The organism is Rhodococcus sp. (in: high G+C Gram-positive bacteria) (genome assembly GCF_049591685.1).
In the GTDB taxonomy this organism is placed as follows: Bacteria; Actinomycetota; Actinomycetes; order Mycobacteriales; family Mycobacteriaceae; genus Rhodococcoides.
On sequence record NZ_JBAWFH010000246.1, the window covers coordinates 1 to 18,196 of the forward strand.

Genomic DNA, 18,196 nt, shown 5'->3' on the forward strand with positions numbered 1-18,196 from the left:
CGCCACCGACCCCGCAATACCGGAGGAACGCGGCGCGGAACTGCGGTCGATCTTGATGGCGTGGCGACGAGACGTCCGTGCGACGGGCGGCGCACCGGAGTCCAGGGCGGGCGTCCAGGCCGCCAAGGTTGCCTTGGGCGAACGCGGAACACCATGGTGGGAGCAGACGGACGCCGAGCGACGAGCCCGGTGGGAAGCGCTCGTTCCGCGTCCGAAGACATAGGCGGCATGCCGCCGTGGTCTCCGTAATCGAGGAGGCGCTGGCTGATTCTCCGACGACCGTAGAGGTCCCGTCATCGCTCACGGCCGCTTCGCCGGGGAGCCATGTAATCCCGCATTCGCCGGTAGCCCTCGCCGATGACTTTTACGTCGTGACGGGACAACTGATCGAACATGTTCTCGCGGACGGCGTTCACGTGCCCGGGACTGGCCGAGGCGAGCTTGGTCGCACCCGCGTCGGTCAGTTCCGCAGACATTCCGCGCTTGTCCTCGTCGTATTTGACGCGCACGACCCACCCGGCGGCGACCAGACGGCTGATCGCGCGGGTGACACCACTCCGCGTCGTGGTTACCGCGTCGGCAAGTTCGCTCATGCGCAATCGTCGTTCCGGGGCTTCCGACAACACAACGAGCAGTTCGAAATCGGTGAAAGATATTCCGGCATCGCGGGTCAATTGATCGTCGAGCGTTCGAAGCAGCAGACGTGTCGCATCGAGGTACGCGCGCCAGGCTTGTTGTTCGTCCGGTTCGAGCCAACGCGGTTCTAAGCCCTGCGGTTCCAATTCCTGCGGTGCGTTCATATTCCCAAGCCTAGAACTGAGTAGTTGACAGAGCAACCAAATGCGCTACCCTCGATATAGTTGACGACGCAACCATCAGCGGCAGATTCAGCGGTGGATCCGAGAAGGAGCAGGGCGAATGAGCACCAGCGAAGAGGATCGGGCCGTTCACGGCGAAGCAGAACGCGTCCGCATTCGGGAGCGGTATCTGTTGCCCGCCGCCGAGCGTCCGGCATCGTCGGCGCGGGGGTTGCATCACACCGCGTTGATCAGCAGCGACGTGGAACGCACCGTGCGCTTCTACCAGGACCTGCTCGAATTCCCTTTGACCGAGCTGATCGAGAACCGCGACTACCCGGGTTCGTCGCACTTCTTCTTCGACATCGGGAACAGCAATCTGCTGGCGTTCTTCGACTTTCCCGGCCTGGGCGTCGAGCCCTACCAGGAAGTCCTCGGCGGCCTGCACCACGTCGCCATCAGCGTCGAGCCGGAGCGCTGGGAACACCTACGCGCGAAGCTGGTCGCGGCTGGCGTCGAATTGATCGAGCACAGCGAGGTGTCGCTGTACTTCCGCGATCCCGACGGCGCACGTCTCGAGCTCATCGCCGATCCGCTCGGTGAGATGTACGGCAATCACGTTCTGTAACAGGTATAGGACCGACGCACCAAGAAATATCCGAACGAGAAAGGCTCCACGATGACCAAGATCGCGATCATCTACTACTCCTCGACCGGCCACGGCACGACCATGGCAAACAAGCTCGCCGAAGCCGCCACTGCGGCGGGCGCCGAAGTACGCGTGCGGCACGTTGCAGAAACCCGTGACCCCAGCACGTTCGCAGAGAACCCCGCGTGGACTGCCAACTACGAGGCCACCAAGGACCTGCCGGCCGCGACGGGCGACGACATCGTCTGGGCTGACGGGGTCGTCTTCGGCTCCCCCACTCGTTTCGGTTCCACGGCCGGGCCGTTCCAGAACTTCATGGACTCGCTGGGCGGATACTGGGCGCGAGGCGAGCTGGCCAACAAGGCATACGCCGCGTTCACTTCGAGCCAAACAGCTCACGGCGGTCAGGAAACGACGCTCATCGGGCTGTACACCTCGCTGATGCACTTCGGTGGCGTGCTGGTGCCCCCCGGTTACACCGACGGCTTGAAGTTCGCCGACGGAAACCCGTACGGCGTCAGCCATGTGACCGGGCCTGAAAACCAGAACGAGCTGGACGACGCCACGAGCGCCGCGCTCGAGCACATGGTGACCCGCGTGGTGAAGATGGCGAGCGCCCTGGCTGCGTAACGACGACTGATTCACGACCCACTCCGCGACGAGCAGTCGTCCGGGGTGGGTTTCGTCGTGACTGACGAGGATTTCAGAGGTTAGCCTGCGCTGAGTTAACATCTGCGTCGGTGTGCGGCCGCTACGAAGCCGAACACTTCCGATGTCAGAAAAGGATCCCTCGTGCGTCGTACCAGCAGTCGAATTGCCGCCTTGGCCGTGGCCACCGTGGCCACTGCCTCACTGGTTGCCTGCGGCTCGTCGGAGGTGGTGACCGAGGAAGCAGCGGTCGCGACCGACGGCGGAACCACATACCCGCTCACTGTCGACAACTGTGGCCAAGCCGTCACCGTCGACGCACCGCCCCAGCGGGTGGTCTCGCTCGACCAGAACTCGACCGAAATTCTGCTGTCGCTCGGTCTCGAGGACAAGTTGGTCGGCACGGCATCGTGGACCGACCCGATCCGCGACAACCTGGCCGAGGCGAACTCCGCGATTCCACGCCTCGCCGACAATGCACCGACCTACGAGGTCGTACTCGACACAGACCCCGACTTCGTCACCGCATCCTTCGGGCGTCACTTCAAGCAGGGCGGCGTCGCCGAGCGCTCACGGTTTACCGAGACCGGCACCGGCAGCTACCTCTCGCCCACCGACTGCGACAACGGACTTTCCGTCAACGGCGGCAACAAGCGCACCACGCCCCTGACCATGGATGCGCTCTACCAGGAGATCACCGAGCTGGCTGCGATCTTCGACGTCAACGAGCGTGGCGCCGAGTTCGTTGCCGAGCTGCAGGGGCGCATGGACGCTGCCACCGAGGGCCTCGACGACTCCGGCACGTCGATGGCATTCTGGTTCGCCGACACCAAGAGCCCCTATGTCGCCGGCGGACTCGGGTCGGCCAATCTCCTCGCCACGACGGTCGGTGCCACCAACGTCTTCTCCGACACCGTCGACGACTGGCCTGCGGTCGGATGGGAAACCCTTCTCGACAAGGACCCAGAGGTACTGATTCTCGGCGATCTCGCACGTAATCGGTTCCCGGGGGACCTTCTCGCCGACAAGATCGCATTCCTCGAATCCGACCCCGTCACCAGCACGATGACCGCCGTCCGCGACAAGCGCTACGTCTCGTTGCACGGCGCCGAAATGAACCCGTCCATCCGCGCCGTCGACGGTGTGGAGAAGCTGTCCGACGGTCTGCGCGAGATGGGGCCGACCTCCTGACGAACACAGCCGTCGACGAACGCAAGGCCGTCGACACCAACGAGAAGGTGCGGTGGATCCGAGCCGCACTGCTGGTTGTCGCCGGGTGCGCCGCGATGCTGGTCTCGGTACTCGTCGCCATGACGCTGGGGCCGGCCGACATCTCGCTCGTCAACGTCCGCGATATCGCACTCAATCACCTGGGACTGACGGATGTCCCCGTCCGGGTTTCCAAGGACGCGATCGTGTGGGAGGAGCGCCTTCCGCGGGCACTCGTTGCGGCGGCATGCGGTGTCGGGCTTGGCATCTGCGGTGCGATCATGCAGTCGTTGTTGCGGAACCCGTTGGCCGACCCGTTCGTCCTCGGCATTTCGTCCGGCGCCTCGACCGGGGCCGTCGTGGTCGGCGTACTGGGCGTCGGAGGTGCAGCACTGGGCCTGTCCGGTGGTGCGTTCATCGGCGCCCTCGTCGCGTTCGGTCTCGTGCTGCTACTCGCTCGGCTCTCGGGCGGCACCAACGATCGCGTCATCCTCGCGGGTGTTGCCAGCACCCAGCTGTTCTCGGCGTTGACCTCGTTCGTCATCTTCGCGTTCGCAGACTCGGACGAAACCCGCGGCGTCATGTTCTGGCTTCTCGGCTCACTCGAAGGAGTGAGGTGGGACGACGTCGTCCTGTGCGCGGCCGTGGTCGGCGTCGGCGCGGTGCTGTGCTTTCACTACGCGTTCGTGCTCGACGCATTCTCCTTCGGCAGCGATGTCGCGTCGTCCCTCGGTATCGACGTCAAGAAGGTTCGCATAGCGCTGCTGATGGTCACCGCACTGATCACGGCGACGCTCGTCAGCGTCGCCGGCGCAATCGGATTCGTCGGGCTGGTTCTCCCCCATGCCGCACGGTTCCTGGTCGGCGCGAGGCACAGTCGCCTGATACCAGCCACCGCCATCATCGGCGCGATCTTCATGGTGTGGGTCGACGCGGTGTCCCGGGTCGCGTTCGCACCCACGCCGCTTCCGGTCGGTGTCGGTACCGCCCTGGTGGGCGTACCGGCGTTCATCGTGATCATGGCACGCAGGAGGTCGGTCCAATGACGCTCAGCACCGATACGGTTCGGTGGAATCGCGGTGGTTCCCTCGTGGTCGACGGAGTCACGCTCGACCCACGGCCAGGCGACATGGTCGGCTTGCTCGGGCCGAACGGATCGGGCAAGTCGTCGCTGCTGCACCTTCTGTGCGGCGGCGTCGAACCGACCTCGGGTGTCGTCTCACTCGACGGCGAAAACCTGACATCGTTGCGACGCAGGGACATCGCTCGCGCCGTGGCAGTAGTGAGTCAACACGCCGACACCGACATCGACATCACCGTCCGCGACGTCGTCCGCCTCGGCCGCATCCCGCACCGCGGAACCTTCGGAGGCGACCCGGCTGCCGACGCCGCCGCGGTCGAGGGCGCGCTCACTCACACGGGGCTCGCCGACAAGGCGGATCGCAAATGGCACATGCTGTCCGGAGGCGAACGCCAGCGAGTACAAATCGCCCGCGCACTGGCGCAGGAACCACGCGAGTTACTCCTCGACGAACCGACGAACCATCTGGACATTCACCACCAACTCGAAATCCTCGCGCTGGTTGCACGATTGCCGATCACGAGCATCGTGGCGCTGCACGACCTCAACCTTGCCGCGATGTTCTGCGATCAGCTGCTGGTGATGAAGCAGGGACGTGTTGTTGCCGCGGGAACGCCGGTCGATGTGCTGACCGAGCGTCTCATCGCAGATGTCTACGATGTCAAAGCCCGGGTGTCCGTGGACGATTCGAGTGGAAGACTGTTCGTGCGCTTCGAACCCGGCGCCGTTGCTCGATCGCCCGAGCCGGCGCTTCAGCGATCCTGAGCTCCGGCGGCATCATGGTGGTGAGTACGTCAGCTCGCGCTGCCGGTTCCGAACAACTGCAGCAGGTCCGCCAGAATACCCTGCAGAGTCGGCAGCAGCCCGCCGCTCGGCGCAGGCTCCTCGGTCGGCACAGCCTGCCGGCCGGCCGCTGGGGCGTCGTTCTGGGCGGGAAAGGTGATGATCGGCGAAGTCTCGCCCACTGCGAACGACTCGTTCGGGAACAGAGCGAGAACTTCGTCGATGCCCGGGTAGTCCGACACCCACAGCGGACCACTCGGGTCGACGTCGACGCACGTCGCGAGAGCGACGTAGGTGCCGTCGGGGATCTCCGTCACCGACTGCGACGTCACGCCGGTAGGCACTTCCCCGCCTTCGTACAACGACTGACCGTTGAGCTCGGATACCGGTGGACGTTCCCCACCGGGAGCGGGAGCGAGCGAGGTCGTGCAGTTCAACGCACCACCGGAGTTGTTGGTGACGGTGTTGGTCAACGTCGAACCGTCCACCGAGAACGTGTACGAGACGTCTGTGGGATCAGCGGCGAACGCCGTCGCGGGCGCAGCGAGAACCAAGGGGATAGACGCCGCGGTGATTACTGCGGCTCTGGTGATCGGTCGCATGAAGGTTCCTGTTCTTCGAACTAGTGAGTGTCGGTCCGTCCAGGGTGCCCCCTGAAGTACAGGTTGACACCTTCGGCGGGTCCGGTGCCAATCGACGACCCTCTTGTAGCGCTGAGATGCAGCGAGAGAGGGACGACACTCACGTTGTGATTGACTCGAACGAAACCGAAGGGGCAGTAGTGGGCACCACCGTCGACTGGGTCGAGAACGGGCAGCAACGATCGGCTCTGTGGCGATCCGAAAACAACGCTCCCGCGCCGACAGAAATTCACATCATCGGTGACGACATCTCCGCAGACGTCGCCAACCGGCGCGCAGTCGAAGGTCAGCACCTGCTGTGGCGGGGCGACTTCCACAATGCCCGACAGCTGCTCACCGCGATGACCCGACGAGCCGAGCCGCGAGCTCGAAAGCCATCGCCTTCTGCCGCGCAGGATTTCCACCTCCACCGTCAGGATCAGGCCCGTCGGGCTCGCACCCTCGGAATGCTCCTCGTCGAACTCGACTCGGACCACGTGTTGGATTACGGCCGAGCGCCCGACGTGAGGCTCGCCGCCGAGGAGGTCTACGGGCCGGCCTCCGAGCCGTCGTTGCTGTCGCTTCGAGAATTGCTCAGCCTCATCGGCGCGCACGAATGGCGCCGTAAGGGAGTGCATGTTCCGGCTTTGGGCACCACCGTCGAGCCACATTTCGGCGTCTTTTCGCCGCTACGCGGTGAGTACGTACAACTCGTGGCCGACACTCCCCTTCCCGAGAACACAACCACGGCGTTCGACATCGGAACGGGCACAGGCGTTCTCGCTGCGGTACTGGCCAAGCGCGGCGTCGCGCACGTGGTCGCGACAGACATCGACCCCCGCGCCGTCGCATGCGCAACCGGCAACATCGAACGGATGGGCTTCGCCGACAGAGTCGAAATCCAGCTCACGGACGTCTTCCCGGCCGGCCGCGCGTCGCTCGTGGTGTGCAACCCGCCCTGGATACCGACCAAGCCGACGTCGGGTATCGAACATGCCATCTACGACCCCGGCAGCCGGATGCTCCGCGCCTTCCTCGACCGTCTCGGCAAGCACCTCGAACCCGCCGGTGAGGCCTGGCTGGTGATCTCCGACTTGGCGGAGCTTCTCGGGCTCGCCACACGCGAAGATCTGCTCGCCGCGATCGACCGGGCGGGTCTCGAAGTGCTCGGCCGCACCGACACGGCGCCGACGCATCCTCGCGCGCGCGACACCGAAGATCTGTTCCACTCGGCCCGCTCGCGCGAGACGACGTCGCTGTGGCGCCTCGCCCCTGCGAGAAAGCCAGTGGACACCGGGCCGCGAGTGTAATTTTTGGCGCGGCGGGGCACTCCGGCGAGGTCATCACAATCAGCGGCGGCCGTCGCCCGGATCTACAGGAGCTTTCATGACGATGCCCAGTGACGCCGATGCCGTAGTCCCATCCCATGGGAGCAACGACGGTCCACGGGAGGGCGCCACTGACGCCGACGCAGTAGAAGGTGCGCGTGTCGACGAGGAGAACGTGCCCCACCCTCCGAGCGGCGACGAACCGGAGAGCTGAAACCGACCGGCGGATCGCTACACGCTCACGTCTGCAGAAGATCGGACGCGGTCGGATCGCGAATCAGCCGCGGGCACGTTGACCGATGGCCGCTTTGTCGACGATTTGGGCGATTCGGCTTGCCCGTGTTGCGTCTCGAGCGGCACTGACGATCCACCACAGCATCTGTTTGCGGGTGCTGGGTGGAAAACTGTCCCAGTTGCTTGGAGCTTGCGGGTCCCCGTCCAGCGCCGCCCGCAAATCGAGTGGTTCCTCGAGGTCTTCGACTTGGTCGAGAATAGTCCACCAACCGGTGGATTCCGCAGCGTCGATGGCACGGCGGCCAGCAGCGGTCATGAGGCCACGCGCCTCCATCTCGGCTGCGCGTTGGCGGTTGAGTCGGGTCCAGGAACTTTTGGGTTTACGCGGCGTGTACAGCTGCACACCGCGCTCTTCGTCGAGGATGGTGTTGGTGGAGTCGATCCAACCAAAGCAGATTGCTTCCTTGACGGCCTGCGGGTATGGGCAGCGTGGTCGGCTGGTGGTGGTGCGCCAGGAGCACAACCACACACCTCGAGCTGACGTGTGATTGTCCACCAACCACTTTCGCCACTGTTCTCGGGTCTCGGCGTGCATGATCGGGTAGTCGAACTTCCACGTTGAGGGATGAACGGAAGCCGGTAACGACGATTTCGGATCGTTCACTTTGTCTCCAAGCTCAGAGGGGAACGGATACGTGTCCAGACAGACGAGGAGCCTGCGCAGGGAGCACGTCCCCACGGCCAACCTGAACACGAATACTTCTTCCGTGACCAGGTTGCCATCGATCTAGGACATCTGGTGTCCGCGATAGTTCCTACTCCAGCTGTAATGAACAGATATCAGCCGATTGCAAACAACCGCTCGGCGACATCGCGACCGAACCAAGAGGGCGCTGCTGCGACGAACATCTCGCGTGCAAGCGATCCCGCCCCCTCGGGTACCCGCCCGAGCAACCTGCATCCGGTGACGACGGGTAGTTCCGACAGATTCGTTCGGGCGGCCAGATCCGGTGTCGACGGCCACGACCCGATGACCAGTCCTGCGCAACGAACACCACCTGCGGCCAGGGCCGACGTCGTGAGTTCGGTGTGGTTGAGCGTTCCGAGGCCTGCATTGCACACCACCACAACCGGGGCTCCGAGGCTGCGCGCAACATCGAGCAGCGTGAAGGCGCCGAACCGCACGAGCAATCCCCCAGCGCCCTCCACGAGCACGACTTCGTCGTCGATCCTGCCTATCGACGCGACGACGTCACTCAGAACGAGTTCTGGTAACCTCGCGCGACGCGCAGCGACGTTCGGGGCGAGCGGGTCGGGGTAGCGCGCGAACTCGAACAGCCGATCTATGCCGGTCAAGCGCTCGACCTCCGCCAAGTCGCCCGGCCCGGTGACCGACACACCGGTCTGGGCGGGTTTGCACACCGCGACGCTCCTACCCGCTGCCCGAGCCGTCGCTGCGATGGCTGCTGTCACAACAGTTTTGCCGACATCGGTCGATGTTCCGCTGATCAGAAGCACGGTCATGTCCTTGCCCTTGCAAGTACAGGCTCCAGCACGGTCTCGGCCAGCTGCAGTTCATCTTCCGTCAGCGTGGCCCGTGCCGTCAGACGCAGCCGCGACGTCCCCTCGGGTACGGACGGCGGGCGGAAGCACCCGACATGGACATTTCTCGCGAACGCCTCCTGCGCCGCGCGAACAGCTGATTCGGGGTCACCGAGGACAACGGACACGACGGCCGATTCGGGAACGTCGGCGCCGACGATCGCCGCGAGTCGAGAAGCGTGTTCGCGTACCGCTACCACTCGTTCCGGTTCTTCTCGAAGCACTTTCAGCGCAGCCGATGCCGCCGCGACTGACGAAGGGGCCAGGCCGGTATCGAAGATGAACGGCCTCGCAACGTCGATCATGTGATCCTTGACGGCACCAGGACCGAGGACGACGCCACCCTGCGACGCGAACGATTTCGACAATGTCGCCGTAATGACGACGCCCGGCGCACCACTCAGTCCCACCTCGTGAACAAGACCCCGGCCACCCGCGCCGCGCACGCCGACACCGTGCGCCTCGTCGACGAGTAGCACCGCCGAATAGCGCTCGCACACATCGTGCAGCGCCCGCAGCGGCGCGATCGCGCCGTCGGCGCTGAACACCGAATCCGTGACGACGAGGGCCCGTCTCTCCGGCCGTCGGGCGAGCACCCGCTCGACATGTGCCAGATCCGTTCGGTCGAAGATCTCGATGCGCGCTCTCGACAACCTGCAGGCGTCGATCAGGGAGGCGTGCGATGCCGAATCGGACAGAATTACGGCGTCTCGACCAGACAGGGCGGTGACGACGGCGAGGTTGGCCATGTACCCCGAGGAGAACACCAGCGCCGATTCAGCACCGACGAATTGCGCGAGGTCATCCTCGAGCTGGTTGTGCAATACCGTTGTGCCGGTCACCAATCGAGAACCGGTCGATCCTGCACCGAAAGTACGCACCGCATCGCACGCAGCGTGCAGCACGGCAGGGTGTTTCACCAAGCCCAGGTAGTCGTTGGACGCGAGGTTGAGAACGTGGTCGGTGGCGCGTCGCGGACGGAGAATCCGGTGTAGGTCGCGGCTTCGCCTGTCTTTCAGGGCGTCCGCCAACCAGTCGAGTGCCCCCGCGCGGTAGCCATGCTCGAGCACAGCTCACAGTCCCGTCGACGAGGCCACTGCACGCATGGCGCCGCAGATCGCTGCGACGTCGCCGGCGGTGCACACGTACGGCGGCATGGCGTACACGAGCTTTCCGAACGGCCGCAGCCAGACGCCGCTGCGCACCGCGGCGTCCGTGGCGCGCTGCATATTTACCGGCTCGTGCATCTCGACGACGCCGATTCCACCCAGGACACGCACGTCGGCGACGCCCGGTAGTTCCTCGACCCCGGCGAGCCCGTCGAGCAAACCGGCTTCGAGTGCGGCGACCTCACCCTCCCAATCACGCGCGAGCAACAGCTCGACCGACGCGAGCGCAACCGCGCATGCCAGCGGGTTGCCCATGAAAGTCGGGCCGTGCATCAGACCGCCGCCTTCGCCGCCGCTGATGACAGTAGCGAGCTCGGCGGTGCACAGCGTCGCGGCAAGAGTCATGTATCCGCCGGTCAATGCCTTTCCGACGCACATGATGTCGGGAGTGACGCCGGCATCGTCGGCCGCGAACAGCTTTCCGGTACGGCCGAAACCCGTTGCGATCTCGTCGAATACGAGAAGTACGCCGTTCTCGTCGGCCATCCGTCGCAGTTCGGTCAGGTAACGCGCGTCGTGGAATCGCATCCCGCCCGCGCCCTGAACGATGGGTTCGACGACGATTGCGGCCAGCTCGTCTCGATGACGGGTGAGAATTTCTTCGAACTCGGCAACAGCGGAGGCGTCGAATTCTCTGGGTGGCGCAGGCGAAAATACTTGCTGCGGTAGAACACCCGTCCACAGTGAGTGCATTCCCCCATCGGGGTCACAGATGCTCATCGGTGTGACGGTGTCGCCGTGGTAGCCACCCCGCCATGTCATCAATCTGGTTTTCTGTGTCTGCCCACGGGCCCTCCAGTATTGAATGCACATCTTGACGGCCACCTCGACCGACACCGAACCCGAGTCGGCGAAGAACACCGTGTCGAGCCCGTCGGGAGTTATGGACACCAGGAGTTCGGCGAGGCGCACGGCCGGTTCGTGCGTCAGGCCCCCGAACATCACGTGACTCATAAGGCCCAGCTGATCGCGCGCCGCCGCGTCGAGAACCGGGTGGCGGTAGCCGTGCACCGCCGCCCACCACGAACTCATGCCGTCCACCAGTTCATGTCCGTCCGAGAGCCTGAGCCGCACCCCCTCTGCACTGACGACTATCAAGGGCGCCGTCGAGGCCGGAAATCCGCCGTAGGGGTGCCAGACGTGCTTTGCGTCCAGTCGAGAAATGTCGGAGTACCCGATATCGAAAGGCGCGGCCGTCATCGTCGTCCCGATGCAGCCGAGTCGATCGTCCCATGACGTGAGCAACGCGCAGTCCAGCTGTGCGGCAGTACCTGAACGATCATCCTTCGGCCGCACACGGCGCAAATTCGTGGCGGCTCCAGCGTTGCCGTATTCATCAAATGGTCGAGTTCAGGGCCTTGATGGGCATGCTGAGCGAGTCGAGCAGGTCGAGATCGTTTTCGGCCGGGCGCCCTAGGGTGGTGAGGTAGTTGCCCACTATGACCGCATTGATCCCTCCGAGGATGCCCCGTTTCGCGCCCAGATCGCCGAGGGTGATCTCGCGTCCACCGGCGAAACGCAGAATTGTTCGCGGCAGTGCCAAGCGGAACGCCGCGATCGCGCGAAGAGCCTCGGACGCGGGCAGAACGTCGAGATCGCCGAACGGTGTTCCCGGCCGAGGGTTGAGGAAATTGAGCGGTACCTCGTCGGGCTCGAGGCCGGCCAGGTCGGAGGCGAACTCAGCGCGCTGCTCGAGCGTCTCCCCCATCCCCAGGATGCCGCCGCAGCACACTTCCATACCGGCGTCACGGACCATGCGGAGCGTGCTCCAGCGCTCCTCCCACGTATGGGTGGTAACGACATTCGGGAAGTAGGACCTCGCGGTCTCGAGATTGTGGTTGTACCGGTGAACGCCCATCGCGACCAGTTGGTCGACCTGCTCCTGTGTCAACATTCCCAGCGAGCAGGCGATGTCGATCTCAACCTCGGTGCGGATCGCTTCGATCCCAGCAGCCACCTGTGCGAGAAGACGCTCGTCGGGACCGCGCACCGCCGCCACGATGCAGAATTCCGTCGCTCCGGTCTTGGCCGTCTGCTTCGCGGCTTCGACCAAGCTCGGGATGTCCAGGCGAGCAGCACGAACCGGCGATTCGAACAGGCCCGACTGTGAGCAGAAATGACAATCCTCGGGGCAGCCGCCCGTCTTCAAGCTGACGATGCCCTCTACCTCCACCTCCGGGCCACACCACGTCATACGCACCTCGTGCGCCAGGGCGAGTAGCTCGTCGAGTCGCTCGTCCGGGAGGCGAAGTACGGCGAGGATCTGCTCTCGGTCGAGCCCGGCACCGCCCACCAGCACCTGCTCCCGCGCGGTGACGAGTACGTCGGCGTGATTCGATCCGTGCGGCACATGCCCTCCCAGTAGCTAGATTTGAACGCTGTTCAAGTTGAACGTTGTTCAAGCTATTGGACTGGCTGCGCAGTGTCAAAGTTCCGTCCTGTGTCGCCGCCTCGTGTCGCACCCGCGCCGTTTGTGCTCGGCACGGCACGGCACGGCGTTCGAAATCGTATGCCGCCGCGTCTGAGTCAGCCGTGGATGCGGCTCGAGGTACGGGCCCGCCGGAAGGGTCGTACCCGAGTCGAACGAGCAGGTGACGGACGGCAACAAGTATTTGTACGATTTCGAGCATGACGACGAACCGGCAGACGCCCTCCGCCCGTGCGGACACCCAGCGGGAGCGACCCGGGATCAACGAGCGGGAGCGACCCCCGATGGATCAGGTTGCGCAGGGTCGCCCGCCGGCGACGGAGTTGGCAACCAATGTCGTTCGCGGTGGCCTGATCGGGCTGGCGGAGACGGTTCCCGGGGTTTCGGGAGGCACGGTCGCCCTGATCACCGGCATTTACACTCGTGCCATCGCGTCGGCGAAGCATCTGACGGACATTCCGAAGGCCGTGGTAACGCGGTCGGACGCGCGCGCCGAGGTCCGTCAGGTGGATTGGTGGCTGCTCGTCACGGTCGGCGTCGGCATGTTACTGATGGTGTTCTCGGTGGCGGGGATAATGGCGGATTTCGTCACCGATCAGCCCGTCTACTCCAAGGCGCTGTTCATGGGCATGATCGCGATGTCGGTGGCGATCCCGTTCATGGAGATCAGTCGAGGCGATTTCCCCACCACTCGGTCCCGACTGTCTGCAGTGGTGCTGTTCGTCGTTTTCGCCGGCGGGGTTGTCGTTCTCACGTCGTTGCCCGGGGGCGAGGCGTCGAATCCGTCGATGATTCTGGTCTTTTTTGCCGCGACGATCGCAGTGTGCGCGCTTGTGCTGCCCGGTGTCTCGGGGTCGTTCTTCCTGCTCGTCATCGGGCTGTACGCGCCGACGCTTACGGCCGTTGACGACCGGAACCTGACGTACTTGGCCGTGTTCGCCCTGGGCGCTCTTGTGGGCTTGGTCAGCTTCGTTCGAGTGCTCGAGCGGTTGCTGACGAACTACCACGATCTGACGATGGTCGCCGCCGCCGGTCTGCTGTTGGGATCGTTGCGCGCACTGTGGCCGTGGCAGGGTGACAATCGCGAGTTGCTGGCCGTCGGCAACGAATGGGCTGCTGCCCTGGGATTGTTCGCCGTCGGAGTTGCGGTTGTGGCCGTGGTCGCCATCGCTCAGCGCCGACTGGCGAATACGCGTAGCCCTGAACGAAAGAGCGAACCGCAATGAGAACGGGTGGGCTTATCTAGCCGCGATCCACCACGGTACGAACGGACACACGCCTGTACACATTGCGGGCACGAAGTAGATCCACAGACGCGGGTTGTCCACCAGGTGCGGCAACGCGATCAAGGTCGGGATCACCACCGCCAGCACAATCCCCAGTAGAAGCCGGACGCTCAACGAATTCCGCAACGACGGCCGTCTGCGGGCAACCACCGCCTCGGTCGCCACTGCGACCAACACCAGAGCCGTACCGACCAGGAGTGCTGCCACCATCAGCACCGCGATGATCACCCGGCGACCGGTCGGCAATGCGCGTCGGGCCCCCACGCCACACACCACCCGGAGTGCGTTGTTGTGGTAGCTCCCCGAAGCAGACCAAAAGGCTCGATCATCTGCGGCCGAATGCGGTCAACACGATTCGGACAGTGTCGGCAATGGCGTCGTTGAACGGTGCCGCGTCACGTCGGTCGTCACCCGACCGCGTCATGATCGTGAGGAGAGTTCGCTCTCCCCGCGGTCCGAGGACGAGTCCGGCGTCGTTGGTGGACCCGTAGCTGCCGGCTCCGGTCTTGTCTGCGCTGGTCCAACCCTGAGGCAACGCTGCTCTGAATCGCTTGTCGGATGTTCGCGTGGCGCGCATCCAACCAGTAAGGCGATCGCGTTCGGCTCTCTCGAGCGCATCACCGACAAGAATTGTGTTGTAGCCGGCCGCCAACGCTTCGGGTGATGTGGCGTCACGTGGATCGCCGGGTTCCGCGTCGTTCAATTCGGGCTCCCACCTGTCGAGTCTGGAGCGGTGGTCGCCTACGGTACGCGCGAAGGATGTGACCGCCGCAGGACCGCCGATCGCTCGGAGAACAATGTTCCCAGCGGTGTTGTCGCTTTCGGTAAGTGCGGCCTCGCACGCCTGCAACAGAGTGATCGAGCCACCGACCATACGGCTGAGAACAGGTGAGTTGACGACGACGTCCTCGGCGGCGACGGGAACAGCCTCCGCGAGATCGAGCGTTGCACCCGATGCCAGCCGGAGCGCGGCAGCGACAGCGTACGGCTTGAACGTCGAGCACATCGCGAACGATTCACCGGAGCGGTACGTCGCTGACTTGCCCGTTGCCAGGTCGGACGCCCACATTCCGATTCGCGCGCCGTGACGCTGCTCCAACGACTCGATGTCCGCACTCAGATCCATGGGTGAGAGTGCTGGCCGCGCAGACGCCTGCGTGGGCTGAGAGTCGGTCCGTCCGCATCCCACGAGTGCTGCGGTTCCCACCGCGAGAGTTCCGAGTAGTGCTTGCCGGCGAGTAATGGGATGGTTCATAGCTCGAACCGAATCACGTGGTGCGGCCGGTCAGCCAAGTCGCCAGGATGTGCTGCGCGATACCGGTTGGCGATACTGCTAGCTTCCTTTGCCGACAGCGCAGACGAAGACGGTGTGTTTCGCGGCTTCCCGCCGTCTGCACGTCGATCCTGACGGGGCGCCCGGCCACATCACGAGTTCGGTTGTGCTGCAAGCCTTACGAGGGCGATGTCATCGGAGCTGGGCTTGCGGAATGCGCCACCACCGGCGAGGAATTCGTCGCCGTGCTTTTCCAGGTGGCTGGCAAAGAGCGGGCACACGGGGACGACGACGAGATTCTCACGAATACTGTCGGCGAGGGCCTCGCGCACCAGCAGCCCCGCAAGACCGCGTCCGCCGAATTGCTCGTCCACCTCGGTGTGGAAAAAGATCCGCTCGTTCTTTCCTTTCGCGGCGTCGATAAAGTCGGCTCGCCCGGCGCGCTCACCGTCGACGCTCACGGTATATGCACTGACCGGTGCGGCGGGTTCGAGGGCGACGGTGACGGGTGCACCCCTCTTGTCCCTGAATTCTCGGCTCATCCGACTGGCCTCTCGATCCGTGAACATGCTTCTAGTTGACGCTTGAATCATCTATCCATACGATTCACACGTCAACTACCGAGGAGACTCGCTTGAGCAACGCGACGCGTCGACAGCTCCCGGTCAGCGACGAACTCGCCGTCTGGCGCGCGTACGTCGAAACGTTCGACGCCGTCCGCGCTCGCGTCGAATCCCGTCTACAACAGGACACACAGCTCTCGACCGGGGACTACAAGGTGCTGCTCGCTCTCAGCGAGGCGGACGGGAAGGCGCTGCGCTCCTCGGAACTCGCTGCCCGGATCGAGTGGGAACGCAGCCGCCTGTCCGGACAGTTGGGCCGCATGGACAAGCGCGGACTGGTGCGCCGTGAGTCCTGCGAGGAGGACGCCCGCGGATCACGGGTCGTCCTCTCGGACGAGGGTGAACGCGCGTTTCGCACGAGCACCGTCCCCCACTTTCGCGCGATCAAAGAACTCTTCGTCGACGCGTTCACACCGCAACAGCTCGCCCAGCTGAGTGAGATTACTACAACCATGCGGCACCATCTCGGACTCGACGATCGACAATGAGCGATCGACAATGAGCCAAGTCGATCCAGACCCTTACCCGGAAGAGGAGTTATGCGTCCACATTTGGACAAGGTGATGCCCGAGGCCTGGAAATCTGCGGGAGCATTCTCGACGGGGATACGGGACGCGACGGTGAGTCGAGGCCTCACGCCGCACGAGTCGGAGCTGATCAAATTACGCGCATCACAGCTCAACGGCTGCGCGTACTGCCTCGACTTACATTCGCGCGAGGCACGCAAGGCCGGGCTCGAACAGCAGAAGCTGGATTTGCTGCCGGCCTGGCGCGAGACCGGCGTGTTCGACGAACGCGAAAGAGCGGTCCTCGCGGTCGCCGAAGCGGCCACGGTACTCCCGCTCACCGAGGAGTCCATAGCGGACCTGTCCGGCGCCCGAACCGTCCTCGGCGACGACACGTTCGTGGCGGCCGAGTGGGTGGCAGTCGCGATCAACGCATTCAACCGCGTTTCCATCCTCAGTGGGCACCCCGTGCGACCCCGCGATGGCGAAGGGAAACTCCTGCCATGACCAACCTCGACCGACACCCCGACCTGAACGTGTTGGTCCCCGGCCAGCCGTGCGTTGCTGTCGAGACCCTCGAGCCGCGTCCGGTTCCCCTCGGCGGACCACGCGCGATGACCGTGTATCGCACACTCCCGCAACGTGAACGGTCGCTGGTGGGCGCCTGGTGCTTCCTCGATCACTACGGTCCCGACGACGTCGACACAAGCGGTGGCATGCAAGTTCCGCGCCATCCCCACACGGGCCTCGCGACGGTGTCCTGGTTGTTCAGCGGACGGGTCGAGCACCTCGATTCCGGTGGCAACGCGGCCTCGGTGATACCAGGCGAGCTCAATCTCATGATCGCGGGCCGAGGCATTACACATCAGGAAATCAGCGCCCCGCAGAGCACAACCCTCCACGGCGTGCAGCTCTGGTACGCACTCCCACGCGAAACCCGTTTCGGTGAGCACGAATTCGCTCACTACGCGCCCGAGGCAGTGCAAATCCCCGGCGCGACGGCACGCGTCTTCATCGGCGAGTCGCTCGGCTCCGCATCACCGGTCGACACTCGCACCCCCGGCCTGCTCGGGGCCGAGCTGATCCTCGACCCCGGCGCGTCTGTGCAGCTGAATGTCCGATCCGACTTCGAGCACGCTGTGCTCGCCGAGAGCAACCAGGTGACGGTCAACTCGACCACCGTCGAGCACCGATCACTGGCCTACATCCCTCCCGGGTCCGACACACTCGTCATTACCGCAGGCAACGGTGGTGCTCGAGTCATCCTCCTCGGAGGCGTCCCCTTGGGCGAGCAGATCGTGATGTGGTGGAACTTCGTGGGGCGGGACCACGACGAAATAGCCGAATTCCGTCGTCGCTACCAGGCCGAACTTGGCTTCGAATCCACCGATCCGAAGGACGCAGACTCGCCCGACCTGTTCGGGCCCTACCCCGCGGACCAGCCCGCGCCCCTACCTGCGCCACCCCTCCCCAATGCGCGGTTGCGCCCCCGCGAATGAAACGTCGTTCGCTTACTCGTCGCAACAGCCAGCGTCAGGATCATTTCCCCGCCGCGACCGACCCGCCACACCGGCCGCGGGGATTACTTCGAGATCGAAGTGATCGGTCCGTGCGGAAGCAGTGCCTCGCCATCATGTCGACGACCGCGACCAAGACGTCTACGCCGTCGTTGCCGAGGGCATAGGTGGGTGGTAATCGACGGCGTTCTCACGCCCGTGGGACCGGGCCACTTCATCTCCGTCGATATCAAGTCCGCACGCTTCCTGCGAGCCGGTGATGAAGGGTTGACGTTCAACGCGCTGTGGCCGAGCCGTAGAACACGAAACAAGCGCTCTTCTGGCTGTTGTCCGACCATGAACGACAGTTACCGCACCGTCAAGATGTATTGACGAACGCCTGGGCAGCTCAGTATGTGCAGCGGTTGTGGCGCGGCCTCTTGGCGAGGCGCAGGGTGCTGGGT

The 18,196-nt window shown here is 64.4% G+C and carries 22 protein-coding genes and 1 pseudogene; 12 read left to right on the forward strand and 11 right to left on the reverse strand.

The annotated features are described in order from the left end of the window. A partial coding sequence (locus WBQ44_RS10350) for a hypothetical protein (protein ID WP_495566601.1) occupies positions 1-223 on the forward strand: 223 nt, incomplete at its 5' end. A 70-nt stretch (positions 224-293) separates the two neighbouring features. Here WBQ44_RS10350 and WBQ44_RS10355 read toward each other — a convergent pair. Further along, the gene (locus WBQ44_RS10355; protein ID WP_495566602.1) at positions 294-800 is read right to left on the reverse strand and encodes a MarR family winged helix-turn-helix transcriptional regulator; all 507 of its coding nucleotides are present in this window, start codon (positions 798-800) and stop codon (positions 294-296) included. 118 nt (positions 801-918) lie between these two features. Here WBQ44_RS10355 and WBQ44_RS10360 point away from each other — a divergent pair, with 118 nt between their 5' ends. From WBQ44_RS10360 to WBQ44_RS10380, 5 genes are all read left to right on the forward strand, one after another. After that, positions 919-1,425: a VOC family protein gene (locus WBQ44_RS10360; protein ID WP_495566603.1), complete on the forward strand. Its 507-nt coding sequence runs from the start codon at positions 919-921 to the stop codon at positions 1,423-1,425. Positions 1,426-1,476: 51 nt separating this feature from the next. After that, complete coding sequence (wrbA, locus tag WBQ44_RS10365) at positions 1,477-2,076, forward strand: NAD(P)H:quinone oxidoreductase (protein WP_495566604.1); 600 nt, start codon at positions 1,477-1,479, stop codon at positions 2,074-2,076. Between the two features lie 162 nt (positions 2,077-2,238). After that, positions 2,239-3,285, forward strand: coding sequence for an ABC transporter substrate-binding protein (locus WBQ44_RS10370; RefSeq protein WP_495566605.1), 1,047 nt, complete (start codon positions 2,239-2,241; stop codon positions 3,283-3,285). A 95-nt stretch (positions 3,286-3,380) separates the two neighbouring features. After that, positions 3,381-4,349, forward strand: coding sequence for a FecCD family ABC transporter permease (locus tag WBQ44_RS10375; RefSeq protein ID WP_495566622.1), 969 nt, complete (start codon positions 3,381-3,383; stop codon positions 4,347-4,349). After that, positions 4,346-5,149: an ABC transporter ATP-binding protein gene (locus WBQ44_RS10380; protein WP_495566606.1), complete on the forward strand. Its 804-nt coding sequence runs from the start codon at positions 4,346-4,348 to the stop codon at positions 5,147-5,149. Before WBQ44_RS10375 ends, WBQ44_RS10380 begins: the two co-directional genes overlap by 4 nt. 29 nt (positions 5,150-5,178) lie before the next feature. Here the strand turns inward: WBQ44_RS10380 and WBQ44_RS10385 are convergent, their stop codons facing one another. Beyond that, positions 5,179-5,769 carry a hypothetical protein gene (locus tag WBQ44_RS10385; protein ID WP_495566607.1) on the reverse strand — a complete coding sequence of 197 codons (591 nt, stop codon included), beginning with the start codon at positions 5,767-5,769 and terminating at the stop codon, positions 5,179-5,181. A gap of 146 nt (positions 5,770-5,915) precedes the next feature. Here WBQ44_RS10385 and WBQ44_RS10390 point away from each other — a divergent pair, with 146 nt between their 5' ends. Together WBQ44_RS10390 and WBQ44_RS10395 are read left to right on the forward strand one after the other, a co-directional pair. After that, a complete protein-coding gene (locus WBQ44_RS10390; protein ID WP_495566608.1) occupies positions 5,916-7,097 on the forward strand; it encodes a methyltransferase in 1,182 nt (393 codons plus the stop codon). A gap of 76 nt (positions 7,098-7,173) precedes the next feature. Then, the gene (locus WBQ44_RS10395; RefSeq protein WP_495566609.1) at positions 7,174-7,329 is read left to right on the forward strand and encodes a hypothetical protein; all 156 of its coding nucleotides are present in this window, start codon (positions 7,174-7,176) and stop codon (positions 7,327-7,329) included. Between the two features lie 63 nt (positions 7,330-7,392). Here the strand turns inward: WBQ44_RS10395 and WBQ44_RS10400 are convergent, their stop codons facing one another. The 6 genes and pseudogenes from WBQ44_RS10400 to bioB form a co-directional block, all read right to left on the reverse strand. Further along, positions 7,393-8,013, reverse strand: coding sequence for a YdeI/OmpD-associated family protein (locus tag WBQ44_RS10400; protein WP_495566610.1), 621 nt, complete (start codon positions 8,011-8,013; stop codon positions 7,393-7,395). Between the two features lie 176 nt (positions 8,014-8,189). Beyond that, positions 8,190-8,873, reverse strand: a complete 684-nt coding sequence (gene bioD / locus WBQ44_RS10405) for a dethiobiotin synthase (RefSeq protein WP_495566611.1) — start codon at positions 8,871-8,873, stop codon at positions 8,190-8,192. Next, positions 8,870-10,021 carry an 8-amino-7-oxononanoate synthase gene (locus WBQ44_RS10410; RefSeq protein ID WP_495566612.1) on the reverse strand — a complete coding sequence of 384 codons (1,152 nt, stop codon included), beginning with the start codon at positions 10,019-10,021 and terminating at the stop codon, positions 8,870-8,872. Before WBQ44_RS10410 ends, bioD begins: the two co-directional genes overlap by 4 nt. 3 nt (positions 10,022-10,024) lie before the next feature. Next, positions 10,025-11,320, reverse strand: a complete 1,296-nt coding sequence (locus tag WBQ44_RS10415; protein WP_495566613.1) for an adenosylmethionine--8-amino-7-oxononanoate transaminase — start codon at positions 11,318-11,320, stop codon at positions 10,025-10,027. Beyond that, positions 11,317-11,442, reverse strand: a pseudogene (gene bsaP, locus WBQ44_RS10420) (biotin synthase auxiliary protein BsaP); the annotation flags it as partial. The pseudogene bsaP and the gene WBQ44_RS10415, both read right to left, overlap by 4 nt. 14 nt (positions 11,443-11,456) lie before the next feature. Continuing rightward, a complete protein-coding gene (gene bioB / locus WBQ44_RS10425; RefSeq protein WP_495566614.1) occupies positions 11,457-12,470 on the reverse strand; it encodes a biotin synthase BioB in 1,014 nt (337 codons plus the stop codon). A gap of 278 nt (positions 12,471-12,748) precedes the next feature. On the opposite strand from bioB, the gene WBQ44_RS10430 reads away from it, so the two are divergent. Next, positions 12,749-13,774 carry a DUF368 domain-containing protein gene (locus WBQ44_RS10430; protein ID WP_495566615.1) on the forward strand — a complete coding sequence of 342 codons (1,026 nt, stop codon included), beginning with the start codon at positions 12,749-12,751 and terminating at the stop codon, positions 13,772-13,774. Between the two features lie 12 nt (positions 13,775-13,786). Here the strand turns inward: WBQ44_RS10430 and WBQ44_RS10435 are convergent, their stop codons facing one another. The 3 genes from WBQ44_RS10435 to WBQ44_RS10445 all read right to left on the reverse strand — a co-directional run bounded on the left by WBQ44_RS10435 (position 13,787) and on the right by WBQ44_RS10445 (position 15,568). Next, a complete protein-coding gene (locus WBQ44_RS10435; RefSeq protein ID WP_495566616.1) occupies positions 13,787-14,098 on the reverse strand; it encodes a hypothetical protein in 312 nt (103 codons plus the stop codon). Between the two features lie 61 nt (positions 14,099-14,159). Further along, complete coding sequence (gene bla, locus WBQ44_RS10440; protein ID WP_495566617.1) at positions 14,160-15,089, reverse strand: class A beta-lactamase; 930 nt, start codon at positions 15,087-15,089, stop codon at positions 14,160-14,162. A 170-nt stretch (positions 15,090-15,259) separates the two neighbouring features. Beyond that, entirely contained in the window at positions 15,260-15,568 is a 309-nt protein-coding gene (locus WBQ44_RS10445; protein ID WP_495566618.1) for a GNAT family N-acetyltransferase, read from the reverse strand. Between the two features lie 173 nt (positions 15,569-15,741). On the opposite strand from WBQ44_RS10445, the gene WBQ44_RS10450 reads away from it, so the two are divergent. The 3 genes from WBQ44_RS10450 to WBQ44_RS10460 are packed head-to-tail and all read left to right on the forward strand — an operon-like array spanning position 15,742 to position 17,735. Then, on the forward strand, positions 15,742-16,218 hold the full coding sequence (locus tag WBQ44_RS10450) for a MarR family winged helix-turn-helix transcriptional regulator (protein ID WP_495566619.1): 477 nt from the start codon (positions 15,742-15,744) through the stop codon (positions 16,216-16,218). Positions 16,219-16,269: 51 nt separating this feature from the next. Further along, complete coding sequence (locus WBQ44_RS10455; RefSeq protein WP_495566620.1) at positions 16,270-16,743, forward strand: carboxymuconolactone decarboxylase family protein; 474 nt, start codon at positions 16,270-16,272, stop codon at positions 16,741-16,743. After that, the gene (locus tag WBQ44_RS10460; RefSeq protein ID WP_495566621.1) at positions 16,740-17,735 is read left to right on the forward strand and encodes a pirin family protein; all 996 of its coding nucleotides are present in this window, start codon (positions 16,740-16,742) and stop codon (positions 17,733-17,735) included. The genes WBQ44_RS10455 and WBQ44_RS10460 overlap by 4 nt, the downstream gene beginning before the upstream one ends. Positions 17,736-18,196: the final 461 nt, after the last annotated feature.